Raw genomic sequence first — 16,203 nt, 5'->3', positions numbered from 1 at the left:
CTTTCTTTATTAGGTGCATAAGATTATTTGAACAGTTTAAAGAATTTGCAGATGTTAAAGCTTATGTAAAGTACGAAAATTTAGTTAGTGAAGGGCAAAAAGAGAAATTATTTTATTATTAGTAGTGATTAATTTTTCAAAGTTAAATTCCAAGCCCGTATGTAAATCTTATAGGTTTGGTTAGACAATGTTAAGAAAAATGGTGCTATTGATCTTCGCAACTAGTTTTTTGTTTATCGTGACTGCACCTGTTCTGTTCAGACTCATAGCCAACACCAGAATATCGTGCTTTACGATCAACATGGAGGGGCTTAATATTTCAAACGAATGAGGAAAGCAAAAATCCCAGCTTAAAGAAATACACTCCCTAAAATGGATATTGGAGGAACCCGACACAGGTTGAACCGATAAAATTCTAAGGAGTGTATTTTTTATATAATAGTCAATCGAGAAGGAAGCAATCAATATAGAGACAAAAGAGGCAAAGTCAAATAATTTTACTTTGGCAAAAACGCAGGAGGATATTGCTCAGGAACTTGGCATCACGAAACAGCAGTTACATAACTACAAAAAATACCTAACTCTTATCTCTGAGTTGCAGGACATGTTGAGGAACAAGATTTGAAAGCGACGACTGCTATACCCTAACTTAGGCATCATCTAACAGCGATATACACTACTTTAGTCGTAGTCATCTCTGTTTTATTTCAGTTCAAATGTCATTTCAATTAAAAGGAAATATCAGGATAATGGATGGATATCCCTAAACATCACCTTCTGCTAAGATTATTTCCATCAAATTAAAGTGGAAGTGGTAGAATGGGGAGAATATTGGTTCCACCCGACATGCTGATACAAGTGGCTGACCAGTTCTTGCAAGGCAAACATGAAATGGAACGTATGCTGAACTTTTTGAGTGGGCGAATATATTTTGTTCAACAAGGTTGGTCTGGAGCTACCCGCGAGAGATTTTTTCAGGAATTTCAGGTTTCTCGACAATCTATGAGTGTGACGCTTGAACGACTATCGGCAGTAGCACAGGAACTTATTTTTATTTCAAAAAGCTTCACACAGGTGGACGGAGAAAAAGTCGTACTGGATGTGCCGGGAAATGGTGTACCTATGAAAACGGCATCCAGCGATGAAGGTTGGCTACATAAAATTTTTGAACAAATAGGACAAGCTGAGATCACTAAGGCTGAAGCCCAGATGGAAGCTAGTAAGCTTCAAGGAGAAATTTTATGGGATACTGTTCAAGGAGCAAAAGGAGCCATTCAGGAAGATTTAACCTTGGGGATGCTGCCCGACAAAGACCGTAATTATGATCATCCCATGGCAGCTAAAGTAGGTGAAATTCTCGGTCACGTAGCTACGACATTGCAGGGGGCTGGTGAGGTAATCGTTGGAACAGGTGGAGAAGGATTATCAGTTGCTGTTTCAGCTTCAGGCGTAGGGAGTATCGTTGGAGTACCGGGATTAATTGGATCGGCAGCTTTGGCAGCACATGGAAGCACCACCGCATTTAAAGGTGCAAGCGGAATTGGGAAAAGCTCAGCCGAATTGTGGCAGATGACGAAGGGAGAAGGTGGAGGTTTATCCAAATCTACTCCATCTTCGGGAGGTAAGGCAGAGAGTGCGTCTCATGCTATTGAGGGGGCGGACGGAGGTGGAAATTATGCTAAACCCTATGACGGAACACGTAATCCAGAAGTGGATTTTATGAATGGTAAAGGTAAAAGTACATTAGATAGACATGCCAGTAAGCACGATTATGATTTACCGGAAAAATATTTACAGGATGCAAGAGAATTTCTAGAAAAACGCCCAACGTCAACAACTCAGACTTTTGTCTCAAACGAAGGAACATATTTCAGATATGATTCTGCTACAAATGAATTTGGGATAATTAATAAGTACGGAGGAATCTCAACTTATTTCAAGCCTGAAAATGGGTTGGACTATTGGTTAGAGCAAATTAGTTTATATACTCCAAAATAAAGAGAGGCAACTAAGATGGATACGAAAAAATGCCCATGTTGCGGTAATTTTACCGTTGAAGAGGATTTTGATATTTGTGAAGTTTGTTATTGGCAGTATGATACTATTGCACACAATAATCCTGATATAGCCATGGGAGCGAATAAGATTTCTTTGAACATGGCGCAAAAGAATTATAAAACTTTTGGGGCTTCTGAAGAGAGATTTATAGATAAGGTCAGAAAACCATTATCGGAGGAACTTCCAGAAAACAATACTGAGAGTGATTAACATAAAAGCGAGTCTTAGAGGAGGAGATACGTTTGATGAGGATTACCCAGTATGGAATTTGACGGATTCTGGGGTGAAGTATGGAAAGTCCTTCTCCCAGAATAATGGTAGAAAGCATTTGTTTTTTTAAGAGAGTGCTGCTGTAATAGCTAAAGTTCGTAATTTGCAGAATAGGGTTGTATAGAAGAAATGAACGCTGAGATTGTACAAATCATTAATGAATGGAATCCAATCGAAATATACCCTTTAATAGAAGATGAGTACTATTCGGAAATACGTAAAATTTATGAGATTAAAACAAACTCTGTAGAAGAATTAGCTGAACAAATGCATGTTGTATTTGCACAAGCTTTTAAAAAGGAGTTCAACAAAAGTATCGAAGAATGCCGGTGGATTGCTGAGAAAATAATTGATCTTATAAAATAGCTTGAAATTTAAGTTTGCTCCTCCACTATAAAATGGAGTGAGCTTTATATTGTTGAGTTTCAATTGAGGAATGTATGTAAGGGATAGTTGAGTAGATTAGAAATAAAAATATTACTTCTTATAGGCTCATCAAATAGGAGGAATTCACTTGGCAACGGTGGCTGAGGTTTCCGATGATTTAGAAAAATGGCTTGAGTTTCTTTCTGCTTTATCTTCGTACTCGGATGAGTTTCTTTGCAAACCAATTGCGGGTACATGGTCGATTCAAGATATTATCAGTCATATTATGGGTTGGGACAAAAGCTTGACTAAGACGCTTATACAGATTATCAATGATGAACAAGTCGCACTTCAGGAACATCCCGATGTACAGGCATTTAACGATACATCCGTTGCGTTCGGCAGAAATATGAAACCACATGATTTGTTAAATGAAGCTATTGCTCAGCGCAAGCAAATGATTAGGAAGCTCAAAATGGTTTCAGAATCAGCTTTTGTCCGTCAATTTCCTAATAGCCGATACACCATGGAAAATTTTTTGCAACAAATGTTTGTCCAGCATGACAGACATCATAAAGAGCAAATCATGAAAGCTCTTCGAGTCATTCGCTGACGTTAGTCTGGGATTACTGGATTGTGCGCCTGAGCGGCAAAGGACGAAAGCGCCCATTAGTCTGCGTCCTGCAATAAAAAAAGTCGTCTCTCCCCAATAAGGAGAAACGACTTTTTTAATTATTGCGGTGCCAACGCAAACTGGTTATCGTTCATTTAAACTGTTTCAGGTTGAAGTTTTTCTACCTTATCAATGGTTCCGCCGCCTAGGCATCGTTCCCCATCATAGAATACGACAGCTTGTCCAGGAGTAATGGCCTTTTGATGTACATCGAATACGACGTGTACAGTTCCATCCTCAAGCCATCGCAAGGTTACTTGCTGGTCAGGCTGGCGGTAACGGAACTTGGCTGTACAACGGAATTCCCCGGATGGGCGTGCATCTGCGCCTTCAATCCAATTCACATCGGTTGCAATCAGGCCGGTGGAATACAAGCTATGGTGACGATCACCCTGTACCACATACAAAATATTTTTCTCCAGATCCTTATCGGCTACGAACCACGGTTCGCCTGAACCTGAGCCGCCGATACCCAAGCCTTGCCGTTGACCCAGTGTATAGTACATCAGCCCATCGTGGCGCCCTTTGACTTCACCAGTAGCGATATCCACCATGTCTCCACCTTTTGCAGGCAGATATCCACTCAGAAACTCCTTGAAATTACGCTCGCCGATAAAGCAAACGCCCGTGCTGTCTTTCTTCTTGGCCGTATATAGTCCCGCGGATTCCGCAATTTTACGAACTTCCGGCTTTGGCAAATGACCGATCGGGAACATGGCCCGGGACAGCTGCTTCTGACTTAACGCATTCAGGAAATAGGTCTGATCCTTGTTGCTATCCACACCGCGCAGCAAAGTAAAGCGGCCGTCTTCTTCCACAACCCGTGCATAATGCCCAGTAGCAACATAATCTGCTCCCAAATCCAGCGCTTTATTGAGAAACTCACCGAATTTAATTTCACGGTTGCACATGACATCCGGGTTAGGTGTGCGTCCAGCTTTATATTCATCAAGAAAATAGGAAAATACTTTATCAAAGTATTCTTTTTCAAAATTGACGGTATAGTAAGGAATGTCGATCTGTTCACAGACGCGGCGCACATCCTCCGCATCCTCTTCAGCCGTACAACGGCCAAATTCATCCGTGTCATCCCAATTTTTCATGAAGATGCCGATTACGTCATAGCCCTGCTCCTTTAGCAGCAGCGCGGTAACGGATGAGTCGACGCCACCGGACATCCCGACGACGACACGGGTTTCATGATTGGCTTTAGCCATGGTCATCACCCAATTCTTTCATTATTGTTGTAGAACCCACCTATTGTAACATAAACGATAATGAGTTACGATGTTTGGACGATTAAACGACAAGGCGAACGATGGGAGAAAGCTACATAAAACGGGCTAAAGCCGTTCCAAATCGCTCGAAAACAACTTTTTTTAAGATTGTATCTGTAATGTTTCCCTTTACCTGCCCTAATATGTTAACATAAGCTGAGGGTTAGGATCGGAATAGAGAGGTTTACAACACCAGTTATTCCGCGTGTTTAACGGAATTGTTACTATAAGTGAGGTGGCACAATTGAAAATATCAACAAAAGGCCGCTATGGCCTGACCATTATGATGGAGCTTGCTGCCAAGTTTGGCGAAGGTCCAACTTCTTTGAAAAGTATTGCCGAAAAAAATCAGCTCTCCGAGCATTATCTGGAGCAGCTTATTGCACCTTTGCGTAATGCAGGTTTGGTAAAAAGTATCCGTGGTGCTTACGGCGGTTATATTCTTGCCAATGAACCGGCAGGAGTAACAGCGGGAGATATCATTCGTGTACTGGAGGGTCCGATTTCTCCAGTCGATTTCACGGAAGAAGACGATCCGGCCAAACGTCAGCTCTGGCTGCGAATTCGTGACAGCATTGCAGAAGTACTGGATTCCACAACGCTGAAGGACTTGATCACATACCAGGAACATGATGAGTTGGATAATTATATGTTTTACATTTGAAGTTAATGACAGAGAAAAGTTGATTAGAATCCAATCGTTGGAAATACTGTTGTGTAATCCGAAAATATCGGTGACACCCTACTGCTACGCTGGTGGGGTGTTTTTTCTCGTTTACGTATTTATGGCCAAATACAGCAAAGAAATACGAATAAAAGTTGCCATAGATGTACTTGAGGGAGGACTGTCGCCGGTAGAATATCGCATTCAGTCTTTTGTAGCAGCTTACTAAGTCTGTTGGTGTCAGTTCAAATTTGGACGGTGGGGTATTTTTCTGTTTAATCGTTAGAATGACACAGGCTTAAAATAGTAAAACTAATATAATGTATTATAAAATTTGAAAGGGGTAATTGTTGTGGAAATGCCTCTTTTTATTGTGTCAGGATGCAGTGGCTCAGGTAAGTCTACAACGGCAGATGAAGTAGGTAAAATAATGAGAGATTACGCTGTATTTGATATGGATATTATCGTGAACCAAAATAACTTTCAGGAAGCTTGTAATAATTGGGTAAGAATCGCCTTATCCCTTTCCTTTAGTGGTCATAGTACCATTTTATTCGGGCATATCCCCGAACCGTACAATATCCACATATGCGATTATATCCATTGCTTTGATCGTATCTACTATTTGCATCTTCATTGCGACAAAGCAGAACAAACCGAGCGTTTAATAGCTAGGGGCGGCGTCTGGACGTCTGAGCTTATCCAACATGAAATTGGAGTAGCAGACCTACTGCTTAATAAAGCACAAAATTCAAATCCACCAATTCCAGTTGTGAATACTTCAAAATTAAACGTCCATAAAGTTGCTGTAGAAATTAAAAAATGGGTATTAAGATGTTCTTAATCAACAAAATGAAACTGTGCTTAAATGCAACTTTTAAATTCTCAGAAATATTATTGCTAGTTTGTATGCCTCAATATACAATTGAAGGAAGTGGTTAATGAGCCCAAAAAAGTCACATTTAAAGTGCATTATATTAAGAAAAAAGTATATAATTGAAGTTCGGCAATACTAAGAACAAGATGTTCTATATTTGAGGTGGATGAACATGAACAGAATTTATCTGGATCATGCCGCATCGACTCCTATGCATCCTGAGGTTGCGCAGACTATGATGGACATCATGACCGGCCAATTCGGCAACGCTTCGAGCGTTCATGCCTTTGGCCGGGATGCCAAGCGCACCGTCAGTGCTGCGCGGGATGCCGTTGCGGCCTCTTTGGGCTGCAAGCCTGAAGAAATCATATTTACGAGCGGAGGGACAGAAAGCGATAATCTGGCCCTGTTCGGGACAGCTACGGCAGATGGACGTACTGCCGGCCACATCATTACGACTGCGATTGAGCATCATGCGGTGCTTCATGCTTGCGATGAACTTGAAAGAGCAGGTTATGAGGTAACCTACGTTCCGGTCAACGGCTTTGGGCGTGTGAACCCTGCGGATATAGAGGCTGCCATTCGGCCCGATACGTTTTTGATCAGCATGATGTATGCCAACAATGAGGTGGGCGTCATCCAGCCGATTCATGAAGTAGGACAGATTGCAAGAGAACGCGGCATTGTATTCCATGTAGATGCGGTACAAGCCTTCGGCCATGTTCACATTGATTGCCAGAGCCTTCCGATTGATTTGCTTAGTGTATCAGGTCATAAGATTAACGGTCCGCAGGGGATGGGGGCTCTGTATGTCCGTCAGGGTACACGCATTCAGCCGCTATTGCATGGAGGACTTCAGGAGAAGAAACGCCGTGCCGGTACCGAAAACATCGCGGGAATTGCTGGTCTGGCAAAAGCCGCAACGCTGGCCAGTGCGTCCATAGAGGAACGATCGGCGTACGATACAAAGCTTCGTCAAACCTTGCTGAAAGCATTGGAAGATACGTTGGGAAGCGATGCTTTTGTGATCAATGGTGATCCGGAACATTCTCTCCCCAATGTCCTGAATGTCAGCTTCCCGGCCATTGGTACAGAAACCATGCTAATGAACCTCGATATGGAAGGAATTGCAGCGGCCAGCGGCTCAGCCTGCACATCCGGGTCTCTGGAGTTGTCGCATGTACTGCAGGCGATGAATCTTCCTGAAGATATTTTGAAATCAGCGATTCGTTTTAGCTTCGGTTTGGGTAATACTACGGAAGAAATGGAATACACGGCCAAGAAAATTGAAACCATATGGAAGCGGCTGCGTACTAGGTACTAGGGTTTTCTCCGCATTTTAATAAGAAGGGAGGGCGGTTTTCCATTTCATTGCATGAACGGAAGCAAGGTCTGACAGGCATGTACGAAAAGGACCGCACCTTCGTTCGGATTTGCAGGATGAGGAGGTACCCTATATTATGAGGCTTCAAGATATGATCGGGCTCGCCGTTTTCGATGTGGAGGACGGAAAGCAGATTGGTAAAATACATGACTTTATGGTGACAGCTGATTGGAGAATTACGGGGATCGAGTTGGAGGGCAAAGACCTTTTCTCTTCTCAAGTGAAAGTGGTTGCTTGGGATGACATTGTTGCTTATGGTGAAGATGCGATCATGATTCGCAATCAGCAGGCTGTCCGTAAAACGGAAGCTAGTCATATACGCCATACGTACTTGCTTGGACCCGGTAAACTGAAGGATTTATCCGTGCTGACAGAGGAAGGGCTTATGCTCGGCCACATTTCGGATGTTTATTTCGATCAGGAAATGGGCAATAACATAATAGGCTTGGAAATCAGCGATGGTTTTGTATCGGATATTATAGAAGGGCGGAAATGGCTGCCCTGCACCGAAGATATGTCCATCGGGGAAAATGCTGTTATGGTGCCCCCGTTAAGCGAGCAGCGTCTGGAAAAAGCCATATATTCTGTTAATGGATAGGGTGAGTTTATTGAGATGTCCGAATTGTAATTCGAAAGATATCGGCAAAATCGGCTCCCATCAATTTTATTGCTGGGGATGCTTTATCGAACTTCAGGTGAATGGTGAGAAAATGTCCGTCTACCAGGTAGAAGAGGATGGAACGCTTAGTTCGTTGGACGACCTGTTCTTCGGAGATGAAATGGTGCAACAGGACTTGCCGCAGATCCACGCTTCTTCTTAAGCTTTACGCACGGAGCGGACAGGCTATCTACTATGCTGTATCAAAATAATGAAGAGGGTGACCCCCGGTGGCTGTATTGGCCCGGGAGTCACCCTCTTTTATATTCACAGTTTTACGGAGATAACCCACGCTACAGTTTAAAGCGTTTGACCTCTTCCAGCAGAAGATCTGCGTGCGAATCGAGTTTGGCAGAAAGGTCGGCAATATTGTTCATGGCATGGCCTTGTTCTTGCACGGAGGAAGCCACTTCCTCGGTAGAAGCTGCGCTTTGTTCTGAGACCGCGACTACGCTGGAGATAACATCCGAAATATGTCCAGCATTCACGCGGAGTTGATCCGTCGCGGTGGAAACATCCTCAATTTGGGCAAGCATATGCTGAGAAGCTCCGCGGATGGATTCAAACGCCTGTCTCGTTGCGGTGGCTGCCTGTTCCTGTTCAGCAGTTACGGTAAGAGCCTTTTTCATTTCCTGGGCGCTTCGTAGTCCTGCAATTTTGATTTCTTCCAGCTTATTCATGATACTGTCACTGGAACTGCCCGCTTGTTCAGCCAGCTTCCGCACTTCCCCTGCGACGACGGCAAAACCTCGTCCGTGTTCCCCGGCTCTTGCTGCTTCGATGGACGCATTGAGGGCCAGCAGGTTTGTTTGTGCAGCGATATCGTGGATGGCACCGGCTAGTCGCTCGATATCCTGAGTTTTTAGAGCGAGCGAATCTACCGCTTCTCCTGCCGCAGTCGTCGTTTGTCTGGACTCCGCTGCCAGCTTCGCTTGACGCTCTGCTGTTTCATACCCTGCCAGCACGGCAGAATCTGTCTCGAACACAGCAGTTTGGGTCCGTTTGACACTTTCCCCAATCAGGTTGATGGAGTCTGTCATGTGGGTGAGCTTCTCAGATCCGGAATACACGGCCTCAGCCTGATCGCTCGCTCCTTGGGCAAGCTCCTGAACGGCACTTGAGATTTGTGACGCGATGGTTCCCGTATCTTTGGCGTGCTGGTGCATGTCATGCGAAGCTGAGCTGACATCGGCGGCTGTATCTGCTACCTTACGCAACAGGTTAGAGAGATTGTCCGACATGATATTAAAATCCGTACCCAGGCTGGCGATTTCATCCTTACCCTTAATATCCACTCGTGTTGTCATATCTCCTTCAGCTACCCGTTTGACGTTCACTTGGAGCTTCCGAATCGGCTTGATAAAACTGTTTGCCGCCCAGATCGCCAGCAGCATGGCAACGACGAAAATAATAGCAACAGTAATCAACATTTGGTTACGGGTGGAGTAATACTCCTGAAAAGCAATATCTTTTGAAATAGACAATCCTACAATCCAGCCTGTGCTGGGCATCTTTTTAAAATAAAGCTGGCGCTCACTGCCATTGTAGCTATAGTCTGTTTTTCCCGAAGGAGCGCTCAGCAGGGCTGCAGTTGACGAACCTAACTCGGGTGTATCCTTGAGATTTTTACCAGCCAGCTTGCTGTCTGGATGTGCGACCACGACTCCGTTTTGGTCAATCAGAAATGCATAGCCTAATCCGTTCAGGTTTATGTCTTTAATGATTTTTGTCATATCGTTTAGCAAAATATCTTCGCTGACAACCCCAGTGATGGATCCATTGGAATCTTTGAGAGGCTTGGCAATCGAGATGGTGAAATCGGTGCTGGCTGCATCAATATATGGTGAGGAATAAAACACATCCCCTTTGGCTTTGGCATCCTTGTACCACGGACGGACGCGAGGATCATAGCCTGCTTCAAACCAGCCGGAGCCATCCCAGTAGGTTCCATCCTCAAGTCCAGCATAAATGTTAGCGATACTTTGATCCTTATAATTTTGAAAGGCCGCTTTCAGGGAAACTAATTTGACATCTGATGGTATATCAGCTGATTGCAATCCGGCAGCCAGCGTTTCGATTATTTTGGCGTTCCCGCGCGTCCATCCGTCGAGCTGGTTGACGGTTTCGGAGGCTTTGCTGTTCATTAGCTCTTGGATATCATGGTTAGCCTGATTTTGAATGCTTGTCATGCTAATAACGGACAAAGGCCCGGCTGCAACGACAACAATACATGCAAAAAGAAGAATTAGTTTCATTTTTAAGTTCATGTCACGACCTCCGGTGATTCAGAAATGTGAAAGCTTAAATAGTGCTTTGTACTTATATCGACAGATGGAATGACTTTGTTAATTATTTTCATCCGTTTTCATCATATTTTTACAATGGTTATTATTGGCACCTTCATACTCAGGGAAGGATTAAAGTAGAGGTACAGGCATATACTTAAAGAAGGCTAGTCCGGTAAGGGGGCACAATATGGAGCAATTAACGAAAAGTAGACTGTTCCGGTACGGAATATGGACGCTGCTGGGACTTGTCATTCTATATTTTATCTGGCTGCTGCGACCTTTGTTTTTGAATCTGTATGATTTTCTGAAAACAATCATTGCTCCGTTTGCGGTAGCCATGATCATTTCCTATGTTCTCAATCCTATTGTCAGTATGCTGGGCGGTCGCAAGGTGCCTCGAAGTGTAGCCGTACTGCTGATCTATGCTGTATTTTTGGCCAGCCTTGTTGTCATTTTAATGAATCTGATCCCGATGTTTATTGAACAATTGGATGAGTTGAATGAGCATTTACCTGAACTGACCATGCATGCACAGGGATTAATGTCGAATATGGATAGCGGCATTTTGCCTCAAGGGGTGCGAACGGGGATGAACCAATGGTTTTTCCAACTGGAAAACCGCATGGCTACGGGGATTTCTAACTTTATGGATAACATTGGTAGCATGATCAACATGCTGTTCAATGTATTCATTGTGCCATTTCTCATTTTTTATATTTTAAAGGATTTTGAAGTGTTCGAGCGGACGATTGTATCTTATCTCCCGCGTTCTCGCCGTAAGGCGATAGTAACGGTGCTTAAGGAAATTGATCAGGCGCTTGGCAACTATGTTAGAGGACAGCTGCTGGTATGCGTCATTATCGGCGTAATGGCTTATATCGGATATATGCTGGTTGGTATGCCTTATGCGCTGTTGCTGGCAGGTGTGGTGGCGATTTTTAATATTGTTCCGTATTTGGGTCCTTTTTTGGGGGCTGCTCCGGCGGTAGTTATGGCTTCTACGGTTTCCTTCAAAATGGTGCTGTTGGTCGTGGTCGTGAACACCTGTATTCAAATACTGGAAAGTAATGTAATTTCCCCTCAGGTGGTCGGACGAACCCTGCATCTGCATCCGATAGCCATCATATTCGCCCTGTTGGTGGGTGGAGAAATAGCGGGAATTACCGGCTTGATTTTGGCAGTTCCGGTGATGGCCGTATTAAAGGTAGCGCTTCAGCATTTTTTTGCTTATTATGTGAAGCGTAAACCGATCTGATTTTGTATGTTTTCCTAATGCATCCTGTCTGAAATCGCGTTGACACGGCTAAATGACACGGATATACTGAATTGAGTATGTTTAAATGTGTTTATCCAGTAGGGAAAGCTCATTTCGGAGTGCGGGCTGAACCCGCCGGGATGCTCCCGTTACCAGTGAAAACAAGGCGATCGCTCGTCCGTTAAACAGATGCCTGAGTGTGCAGCTTGCACATGTGGCATTTCGTACAGAGGGGACGGCGATAACCAGGGTGGTACCGCGATACAATCGTCCCTGATCCGTTCAGGGGCGTTTTTCTGTTTTTATGGCCTGTGCCAAGAACAAGTGACACCATAACTAGGAGGCTACTTATATGAAAGCTAGTGAAATCCGCTCCAAATGGCTGGAGTTTTTTGAAAGCAAGGGACATGTGATTGAACCAAGCGCACCGCTTGTTCCTCATAAAGATCCTTCCCTGCTGTGGATTAATGCGGGCATGGCGCCGCTCAAGCCTTATTTTGACGGACGTGTGAAGCCTGAAAATCCACGTATCGCCAATTCACAGAAATGTATTCGTACGAATGACATTGAAAATGTCGGCAAAACGCGCCGTCACCACACTTTTTTCGAAATGCTCGGCAACTTTTCCATTGGAGACTATTTTAAGGAAGAGGCCATTACGTGGGCATGGGAGTTTCTGACCGATCCGAAATGGATTGGCTTTGATCCGGAGCGTCTGGCTGTAACCGTGTATCCTGAAGATGAAGAAGCGTACAAGCTGTGGAACGAAAAAATCGGTCTGCCTGTTGAGCGAATTATCAAATTGGAAGATAACTTCTGGGACATCGGCGAAGGCCCTTGCGGACCTTGTACGGAAATCTTTTATGATCGCGGCGAAGCCTACGGTAGCGACATGACGGACCCTGAAATGTATCCGGGCGGAGAGAACGAGCGTTATCTGGAAGTATGGAATCTGGTATTCTCACAATTCAACCATAACAAAGACGGCAGCTACACGCCGCTTCCAAACAAAAATATTGATACAGGAGCCGGCTTGGAGCGTTTTGCATCCATTTTGCAAAATGTGGATTCCAATTTTGACACAGATATTTTCCAGCCGCTCATTCAGAAAACAGCTGCCATGGCAGGAGTCAAATATAACGAAAATGTGGACAGCGACGTGGCTCTCAAAGTCATTGCCGACCATGTTCGTACCGTAGCTTTTGCGATTGGCGATGGTGTACTGCCTTCCAACGAAGGACGGGGCTATGTTATCCGCCGCTTGTTGCGCCGGGCTGTGCGTTACGGAAAAATGCTCGGTATGAACCGTCCGTTTATGTTTGAACTGGTGGAAACGGTTGGGGATATCATGGGTGTGTACTACCCTGAAGTGGTGGACAAGCGTGATTTCATCATCAAGGTGATCAAAACAGAAGAGGAACGCTTCCACGAAACACTGACAGACGGATTGGCTATTTTGGCTGATATCAGCGCTCAGGCGAAGGCGGAAGGCCGCGATATGATTAGCGGAGCAGACGCATTCAAACTGTACGATACGTACGGGTTCCCATTTGACCTCACCGAGGATTATGCGGATGAGCAGGGTTTGAAAGTAGACCGTGAGGGCTTTGATGAAGCGATGCAGGAGCAACGCAAACGCGCGCGTGACGCTCATCAGGACAATGCCAGCATGAAGATTCAGGGCGGAGCTTTGTCCGACTTGGCGGTTAAAAGTGAATTTGTTGGATATAATGACCTCGTAACTGAGTCTAAAATTGTGGCGATTGTATTTGAGGATGTGCTGGTGGACAGTGTTAGTGAAGGGCAGACATGTCAGGTCGTGCTGGATGTGACTCCTTTCTATGCCGAAAGCGGCGGACAAGTCAGTGACCATGGCTTGCTGCGTGGAGGCACGGTGACTGCGAAGGTCGAAGGACTGTTCAAGGCACCACAAGGCCAGCATGTGCATCAGGTCGTTGTAGAGGCCGGTGAGCTGAACGTTGGCGATACGGTGAAAGCAGAAGTAGACCAAGCCTCGCGTGGAGAAATTGAGAAAAACCATACGGCTACACATTTGCTGCACAAAGCGCTTAAAGAAGTACTGGGTGACCATGTCAATCAGGCAGGTTCTTTGGTAGAGCCTGGGCGTCTGCGTTTTGACTTCTCCCATTTCGGAAGCATTACAGCGGAAGAGCTGGCGGATATTGAGTTGCGGGTAAACCGTGCGATCTGGAGCCAACTGGATGTGAATATTGAACTGAAACCGATTGAGGAAGCCAAGGCACTGGGAGCGATGGCGCTGTTCGGTGAAAAATACGGAGATATCGTGCGGGTCGTTAAGGTAGGCGATTACAGCATCGAGCTGTGCGGGGGCTGTCATGTCAGCAATACCTCGCAAATCGGACTGTTCAAGCTTGTCAGCGAGAGCGGTATCGGATCAGGTGTGCGTCGTATTGAAGCGGTAACCGGGCGTTTTGGCTTTGAGTATATGGAAGGACAATTAGAGCTGTTAAAGGTGTCGGCCGGGCTGGTTAAATCCAAGCTGTCCGAGGTGCCGAAGCGCATCGAGTCCTTGCAGCAGCACATTAAAGACCTTAGTCGTGAAAATGAATCGCTGCAAAGCAAGCTGAGCGCTATTGAGGCAGGTCAGCTGACGGATCAGGTCGTGCAAGTCGGTGGAGTACAACTGCTCGCTGCACGCGTGCAGGCTTCCAGTATGGACGCTTTGCGTGCGATTGCCGATGAGTTGAAAGGGAAGCTTCCGGCTGCTGTGCTGGTGCTCGGCGCTGCGATGGACGACAAAGTCAATTTTGTCGTAGCTGTACCTGCAGAGCATACGAAGGCAGGACTTCATGCAGGCAAGCTTGTGAAGGAAATTGCTGCCGTATGCGGCGGCGGCGGCGGCGGACGTCCTGATATGGCACAAGCTGGAGGCAAGGATGCCAGCAAGCTGGACGAAGCGCTTCAACGTGCCCATGAGCTGGTGGCGGCAGCTTCTCAAGGATAAAGTTCGATCATTTTTGCGGATTTTTGGAAAAAAAACGGGCTAAGACATTTCCTTGAAAGGCTCTGCTTATGGTATGATGTATAAGAATAAGCTGGCATAAACATGTACACATGTTTTGTGGAAGCGAGGTGTCAACAATGGATTCCATGGACAAAACGGTCAAATTTAATGTCAAGGCGGATGAGAAGGAAGCTTCTGCTCAGGAAATTTTGTTGACCGTATATGATGCTTTGGTAGAAAAGGAATACAATCCAATCAATCAGATTGTCGGGTATTTGTTATCAGGTGATCCTGCTTATGTGCCGCGGCATAATAATGCCAGAAGCCTGGTACGCAAAAAAGAACGCGATGAATTGATTGAAGAGCTGGTTCGTTTCTATCTGGCGAAGCACCGTTAGGAGACAGGCATGAAAGTAATGGGATTGGATTACGGGGACCGCCGAATCGGGGTCGCCGTAAGTGATGCCTTCGGCTGGACCGCCCAAGGATTGGAAGTCATAGAACGACGTGGTAACGACAGTGAGTTCGGTAAAATTGCAGATTTAATCCGTGACCATGAAATCGGTGAGGTGGTTGTAGGTTTGCCGAAAAATATGAACGGAACCGTGGGTCCACGCGGTGAGATTTGCATTGAGTTTGCGAACCGGCTCAAGGAGTTACTGGGATTACCCGTTCACCTTTGGGATGAACGGCTGACGACGCGTTCGGCAGAGCGTGCGCTTCTGGAAGCCGACGTCAGCCGAAAAAAACGCAAGCAGGTGGTAGATAAGCTAGCAGCAAGCCTGATCTTGCAAAACTATTTGGACGCACACAGTACAAGGTGAGGGGGATATCGTAATGGCTGAAAATCAAGTGGGTATGGAAGAAGAGCCGGAAATTATTTATATTGCCGATGACGAGGGCAACGAAGAAGAGTTCGAGGTCATTATGAAGTTTGAGGTAGACGGTTCCGAAGCGAAGTACATGATGGTTGCGCCAGTGGACCCTGAAGCTGATGAGTCCGATGTTTACGCCTTCCGTTATGAGGAAGAAGGCGATGATATTAAATTGTATGTGATCCAAGACGATGCCGAGTGGGAAATCGTTGAAGAGACCTTTAATACATTTGTGGAAGAAGAGGACGAGGAAGACGGGAAATGACGAACTATTCACGTGAAGACCTAAGCTGGACCTCTGATTTAAAGGAAGCGTTCGACGGCGATGTAGAGTTGCAGGATGAGCAGGGTCATGCGGTACGCATGGAGCTGGAAGCAGAGTTCAAGGTAGGTAATCAACGGTACGCCGTATTACGTCGACCTGGGGCTGCTGCAGGTGAGCATGAGCTATATCATGTGAGCTCATCCACAGACGGGGAAGTCTCCATCACCACCATCGAAGATGATGATGAATGGGAAGATATTTCCGAGCTGTACGATGAATGTACGCTGCCGGAGCTGTAAGGCTGGAT

18 protein-coding genes are annotated in these 16,203 nt (G+C 45.4%); 16 read left to right on the top strand and 2 right to left on the bottom strand.

Going from position 1 to position 16,203, the window contains the following annotated elements; translation table 11 throughout:
* Nucleotides 1-819 precede the first annotated feature (819 nt).
* The 4 genes from BAZ21_RS21335 to BAZ21_RS21315 all read left to right on the top strand — a co-directional run bounded on the left by BAZ21_RS21335 (nt 820) and on the right by BAZ21_RS21315 (nt 3,307).
* Nucleotides 820-1,998, top strand: a complete 1,179-nt coding sequence (locus BAZ21_RS21335) for a WXG100 family type VII secretion target (RefSeq protein ID WP_084011806.1) — start codon at nt 820-822, stop codon at nt 1,996-1,998.
* Between the two features lie 15 nt (nt 1,999-2,013).
* Entirely contained in the window at nt 2,014-2,268 is a 255-nt protein-coding gene (locus BAZ21_RS21325; RefSeq protein ID WP_068504931.1) for a CPCC family cysteine-rich protein, read from the top strand.
* A 189-nt stretch (nt 2,269-2,457) separates the two neighbouring features.
* Complete coding sequence (locus BAZ21_RS21320) at nt 2,458-2,694, top strand: DUF1871 family protein (protein WP_068504930.1); 237 nt, start codon at nt 2,458-2,460, stop codon at nt 2,692-2,694.
* 157 nt (nt 2,695-2,851) lie between these two features.
* A complete protein-coding gene (locus BAZ21_RS21315; RefSeq protein WP_256022289.1) occupies nt 2,852-3,307 on the top strand; it encodes a DinB family protein in 456 nt (151 codons plus the stop codon).
* Nucleotides 3,308-3,462: 155 nt separating this feature from the next.
* Here BAZ21_RS21315 and mnmA read toward each other — a convergent pair whose 3' ends face one another.
* A complete protein-coding gene (gene mnmA, locus BAZ21_RS21310; protein WP_176718189.1) occupies nt 3,463-4,584 on the bottom strand; it encodes a tRNA 2-thiouridine(34) synthase MnmA in 1,122 nt (373 codons plus the stop codon).
* A 304-nt stretch (nt 4,585-4,888) separates the two neighbouring features.
* Between mnmA and cymR the strand changes: the two genes are divergently transcribed.
* The 6 genes from cymR to BAZ21_RS21285 all read left to right on the top strand — a co-directional run bounded on the left by cymR (nt 4,889) and on the right by BAZ21_RS21285 (nt 8,390).
* Entirely contained in the window at nt 4,889-5,308 is a 420-nt protein-coding gene (gene cymR / locus BAZ21_RS21305; protein WP_010347246.1) for a cysteine metabolism transcriptional regulator CymR, read from the top strand.
* Nucleotides 5,309-5,345: 37 nt separating this feature from the next.
* Complete coding sequence (locus tag BAZ21_RS28655; RefSeq protein WP_141695013.1) at nt 5,346-5,537, top strand: hypothetical protein; 192 nt, start codon at nt 5,346-5,348, stop codon at nt 5,535-5,537.
* A gap of 123 nt (nt 5,538-5,660) precedes the next feature.
* Nucleotides 5,661-6,152, top strand: coding sequence for an AAA family ATPase (locus tag BAZ21_RS21300; RefSeq protein WP_084011804.1), 492 nt, complete (start codon nt 5,661-5,663; stop codon nt 6,150-6,152).
* Between the two features lie 205 nt (nt 6,153-6,357).
* Nucleotides 6,358-7,509, top strand: a complete 1,152-nt coding sequence (locus tag BAZ21_RS21295) for a cysteine desulfurase family protein (protein ID WP_068504927.1) — start codon at nt 6,358-6,360, stop codon at nt 7,507-7,509.
* A gap of 136 nt (nt 7,510-7,645) precedes the next feature.
* A complete protein-coding gene (locus BAZ21_RS21290) occupies nt 7,646-8,167 on the top strand; it encodes a PRC-barrel domain-containing protein (protein WP_068504926.1) in 522 nt (173 codons plus the stop codon).
* A 10-nt stretch (nt 8,168-8,177) separates the two neighbouring features.
* Nucleotides 8,178-8,390 (top strand): hypothetical protein, encoded by a 213-nt coding sequence (locus tag BAZ21_RS21285; RefSeq protein WP_025718630.1) that lies wholly within the window; start codon nt 8,178-8,180, stop codon nt 8,388-8,390.
* A gap of 130 nt (nt 8,391-8,520) precedes the next feature.
* Here the strand turns inward: BAZ21_RS21285 and BAZ21_RS21280 are convergent, their stop codons facing one another.
* On the bottom strand, nt 8,521-10,494 hold the full coding sequence (locus BAZ21_RS21280; protein ID WP_068504925.1) for a methyl-accepting chemotaxis protein: 1,974 nt from the start codon (nt 10,492-10,494) through the stop codon (nt 8,521-8,523).
* A gap of 208 nt (nt 10,495-10,702) precedes the next feature.
* Here BAZ21_RS21280 and BAZ21_RS21275 point away from each other — a divergent pair, with 208 nt between their 5' ends.
* The 6 genes from BAZ21_RS21275 (at nt 10,703) to BAZ21_RS21250 (ending at nt 16,195) form a co-directional block, all read left to right on the top strand.
* On the top strand, nt 10,703-11,770 hold the full coding sequence (locus BAZ21_RS21275; RefSeq protein ID WP_068504924.1) for an AI-2E family transporter: 1,068 nt from the start codon (nt 10,703-10,705) through the stop codon (nt 11,768-11,770).
* A gap of 352 nt (nt 11,771-12,122) precedes the next feature.
* The gene (gene alaS / locus BAZ21_RS21270) at nt 12,123-14,756 is read left to right on the top strand and encodes an alanine--tRNA ligase (protein WP_068504923.1); all 2,634 of its coding nucleotides are present in this window, start codon (nt 12,123-12,125) and stop codon (nt 14,754-14,756) included.
* 137 nt (nt 14,757-14,893) lie between these two features.
* Entirely contained in the window at nt 14,894-15,154 is a 261-nt protein-coding gene (locus BAZ21_RS21265; protein ID WP_007431624.1) for an IreB family regulatory phosphoprotein, read from the top strand.
* Between the two features lie 9 nt (nt 15,155-15,163).
* Nucleotides 15,164-15,580 carry a Holliday junction resolvase RuvX gene (gene ruvX, locus BAZ21_RS21260; protein WP_068504922.1) on the top strand — a complete coding sequence of 139 codons (417 nt, stop codon included), beginning with the start codon at nt 15,164-15,166 and terminating at the stop codon, nt 15,578-15,580.
* Nucleotides 15,581-15,593: 13 nt separating this feature from the next.
* Nucleotides 15,594-15,896: a DUF1292 domain-containing protein gene (locus BAZ21_RS21255; protein WP_007431622.1), complete on the top strand. Its 303-nt coding sequence runs from the start codon at nt 15,594-15,596 to the stop codon at nt 15,894-15,896.
* A complete protein-coding gene (locus tag BAZ21_RS21250; protein ID WP_007431621.1) occupies nt 15,893-16,195 on the top strand; it encodes a DUF1292 domain-containing protein in 303 nt (100 codons plus the stop codon). The genes BAZ21_RS21255 and BAZ21_RS21250 overlap by 4 nt, the downstream gene beginning before the upstream one ends.
* Nucleotides 16,196-16,203: the final 8 nt, after the last annotated feature.

Origin of the sequence: Paenibacillus kribbensis, from assembly GCF_001705305.1 — a bacterium.
Classification (GTDB): Bacteria; Bacillota; Bacilli; order Paenibacillales; family Paenibacillaceae; genus Paenibacillus; species Paenibacillus kribbensis_B.
The sequence above is the reverse complement of the archived record's forward strand: the minus strand, read 5'-3'. Positions and strand labels throughout refer to the sequence as shown.

Excerpts from the sequence above, each read along its gene's own strand:
- BAZ21_RS21335 (WP_084011806.1), top strand. The coding sequence starts at position 820 with ATGGGGAGAATATTGGTTCCACCCGACATGCTGATACAAGTGGCTGAC.
- BAZ21_RS21325 (WP_068504931.1), top strand. The coding sequence starts at position 2,014 with ATGGATACGAAAAAATGCCCATGTTGCGGTAATTTTACCGTTGAAGAG.
- BAZ21_RS21320 (WP_068504930.1), top strand. The coding sequence starts at position 2,458 with ATGAACGCTGAGATTGTACAAATCATTAATGAATGGAATCCAATCGAA.
- mnmA (WP_176718189.1), bottom strand. The coding sequence starts at position 4,584 with ATGGCTAAAGCCAATCATGAAACCCGTGTCGTCGTCGGGATGTCCGGT.
- BAZ21_RS21295 (WP_068504927.1), top strand. The coding sequence starts at position 6,358 with ATGAACAGAATTTATCTGGATCATGCCGCATCGACTCCTATGCATCCT.
- BAZ21_RS21290 (WP_068504926.1), top strand. The coding sequence starts at position 7,646 with ATGAGGCTTCAAGATATGATCGGGCTCGCCGTTTTCGATGTGGAGGAC.
- BAZ21_RS21280 (WP_068504925.1), bottom strand. The coding sequence starts at position 10,494 with ATGAACTTAAAAATGAAACTAATTCTTCTTTTTGCATGTATTGTTGTC.
- BAZ21_RS21275 (WP_068504924.1), top strand. The coding sequence starts at position 10,703 with ATGGAGCAATTAACGAAAAGTAGACTGTTCCGGTACGGAATATGGACG.
- alaS (WP_068504923.1), top strand. The coding sequence starts at position 12,123 with ATGAAAGCTAGTGAAATCCGCTCCAAATGGCTGGAGTTTTTTGAAAGC.
- BAZ21_RS21265 (WP_007431624.1), top strand. The coding sequence starts at position 14,894 with ATGGATTCCATGGACAAAACGGTCAAATTTAATGTCAAGGCGGATGAG.
- ruvX (WP_068504922.1), top strand. The coding sequence starts at position 15,164 with ATGAAAGTAATGGGATTGGATTACGGGGACCGCCGAATCGGGGTCGCC.
- BAZ21_RS21255 (WP_007431622.1), top strand. The coding sequence starts at position 15,594 with ATGGCTGAAAATCAAGTGGGTATGGAAGAAGAGCCGGAAATTATTTAT.
- BAZ21_RS21250 (WP_007431621.1), top strand. The coding sequence starts at position 15,893 with ATGACGAACTATTCACGTGAAGACCTAAGCTGGACCTCTGATTTAAAG.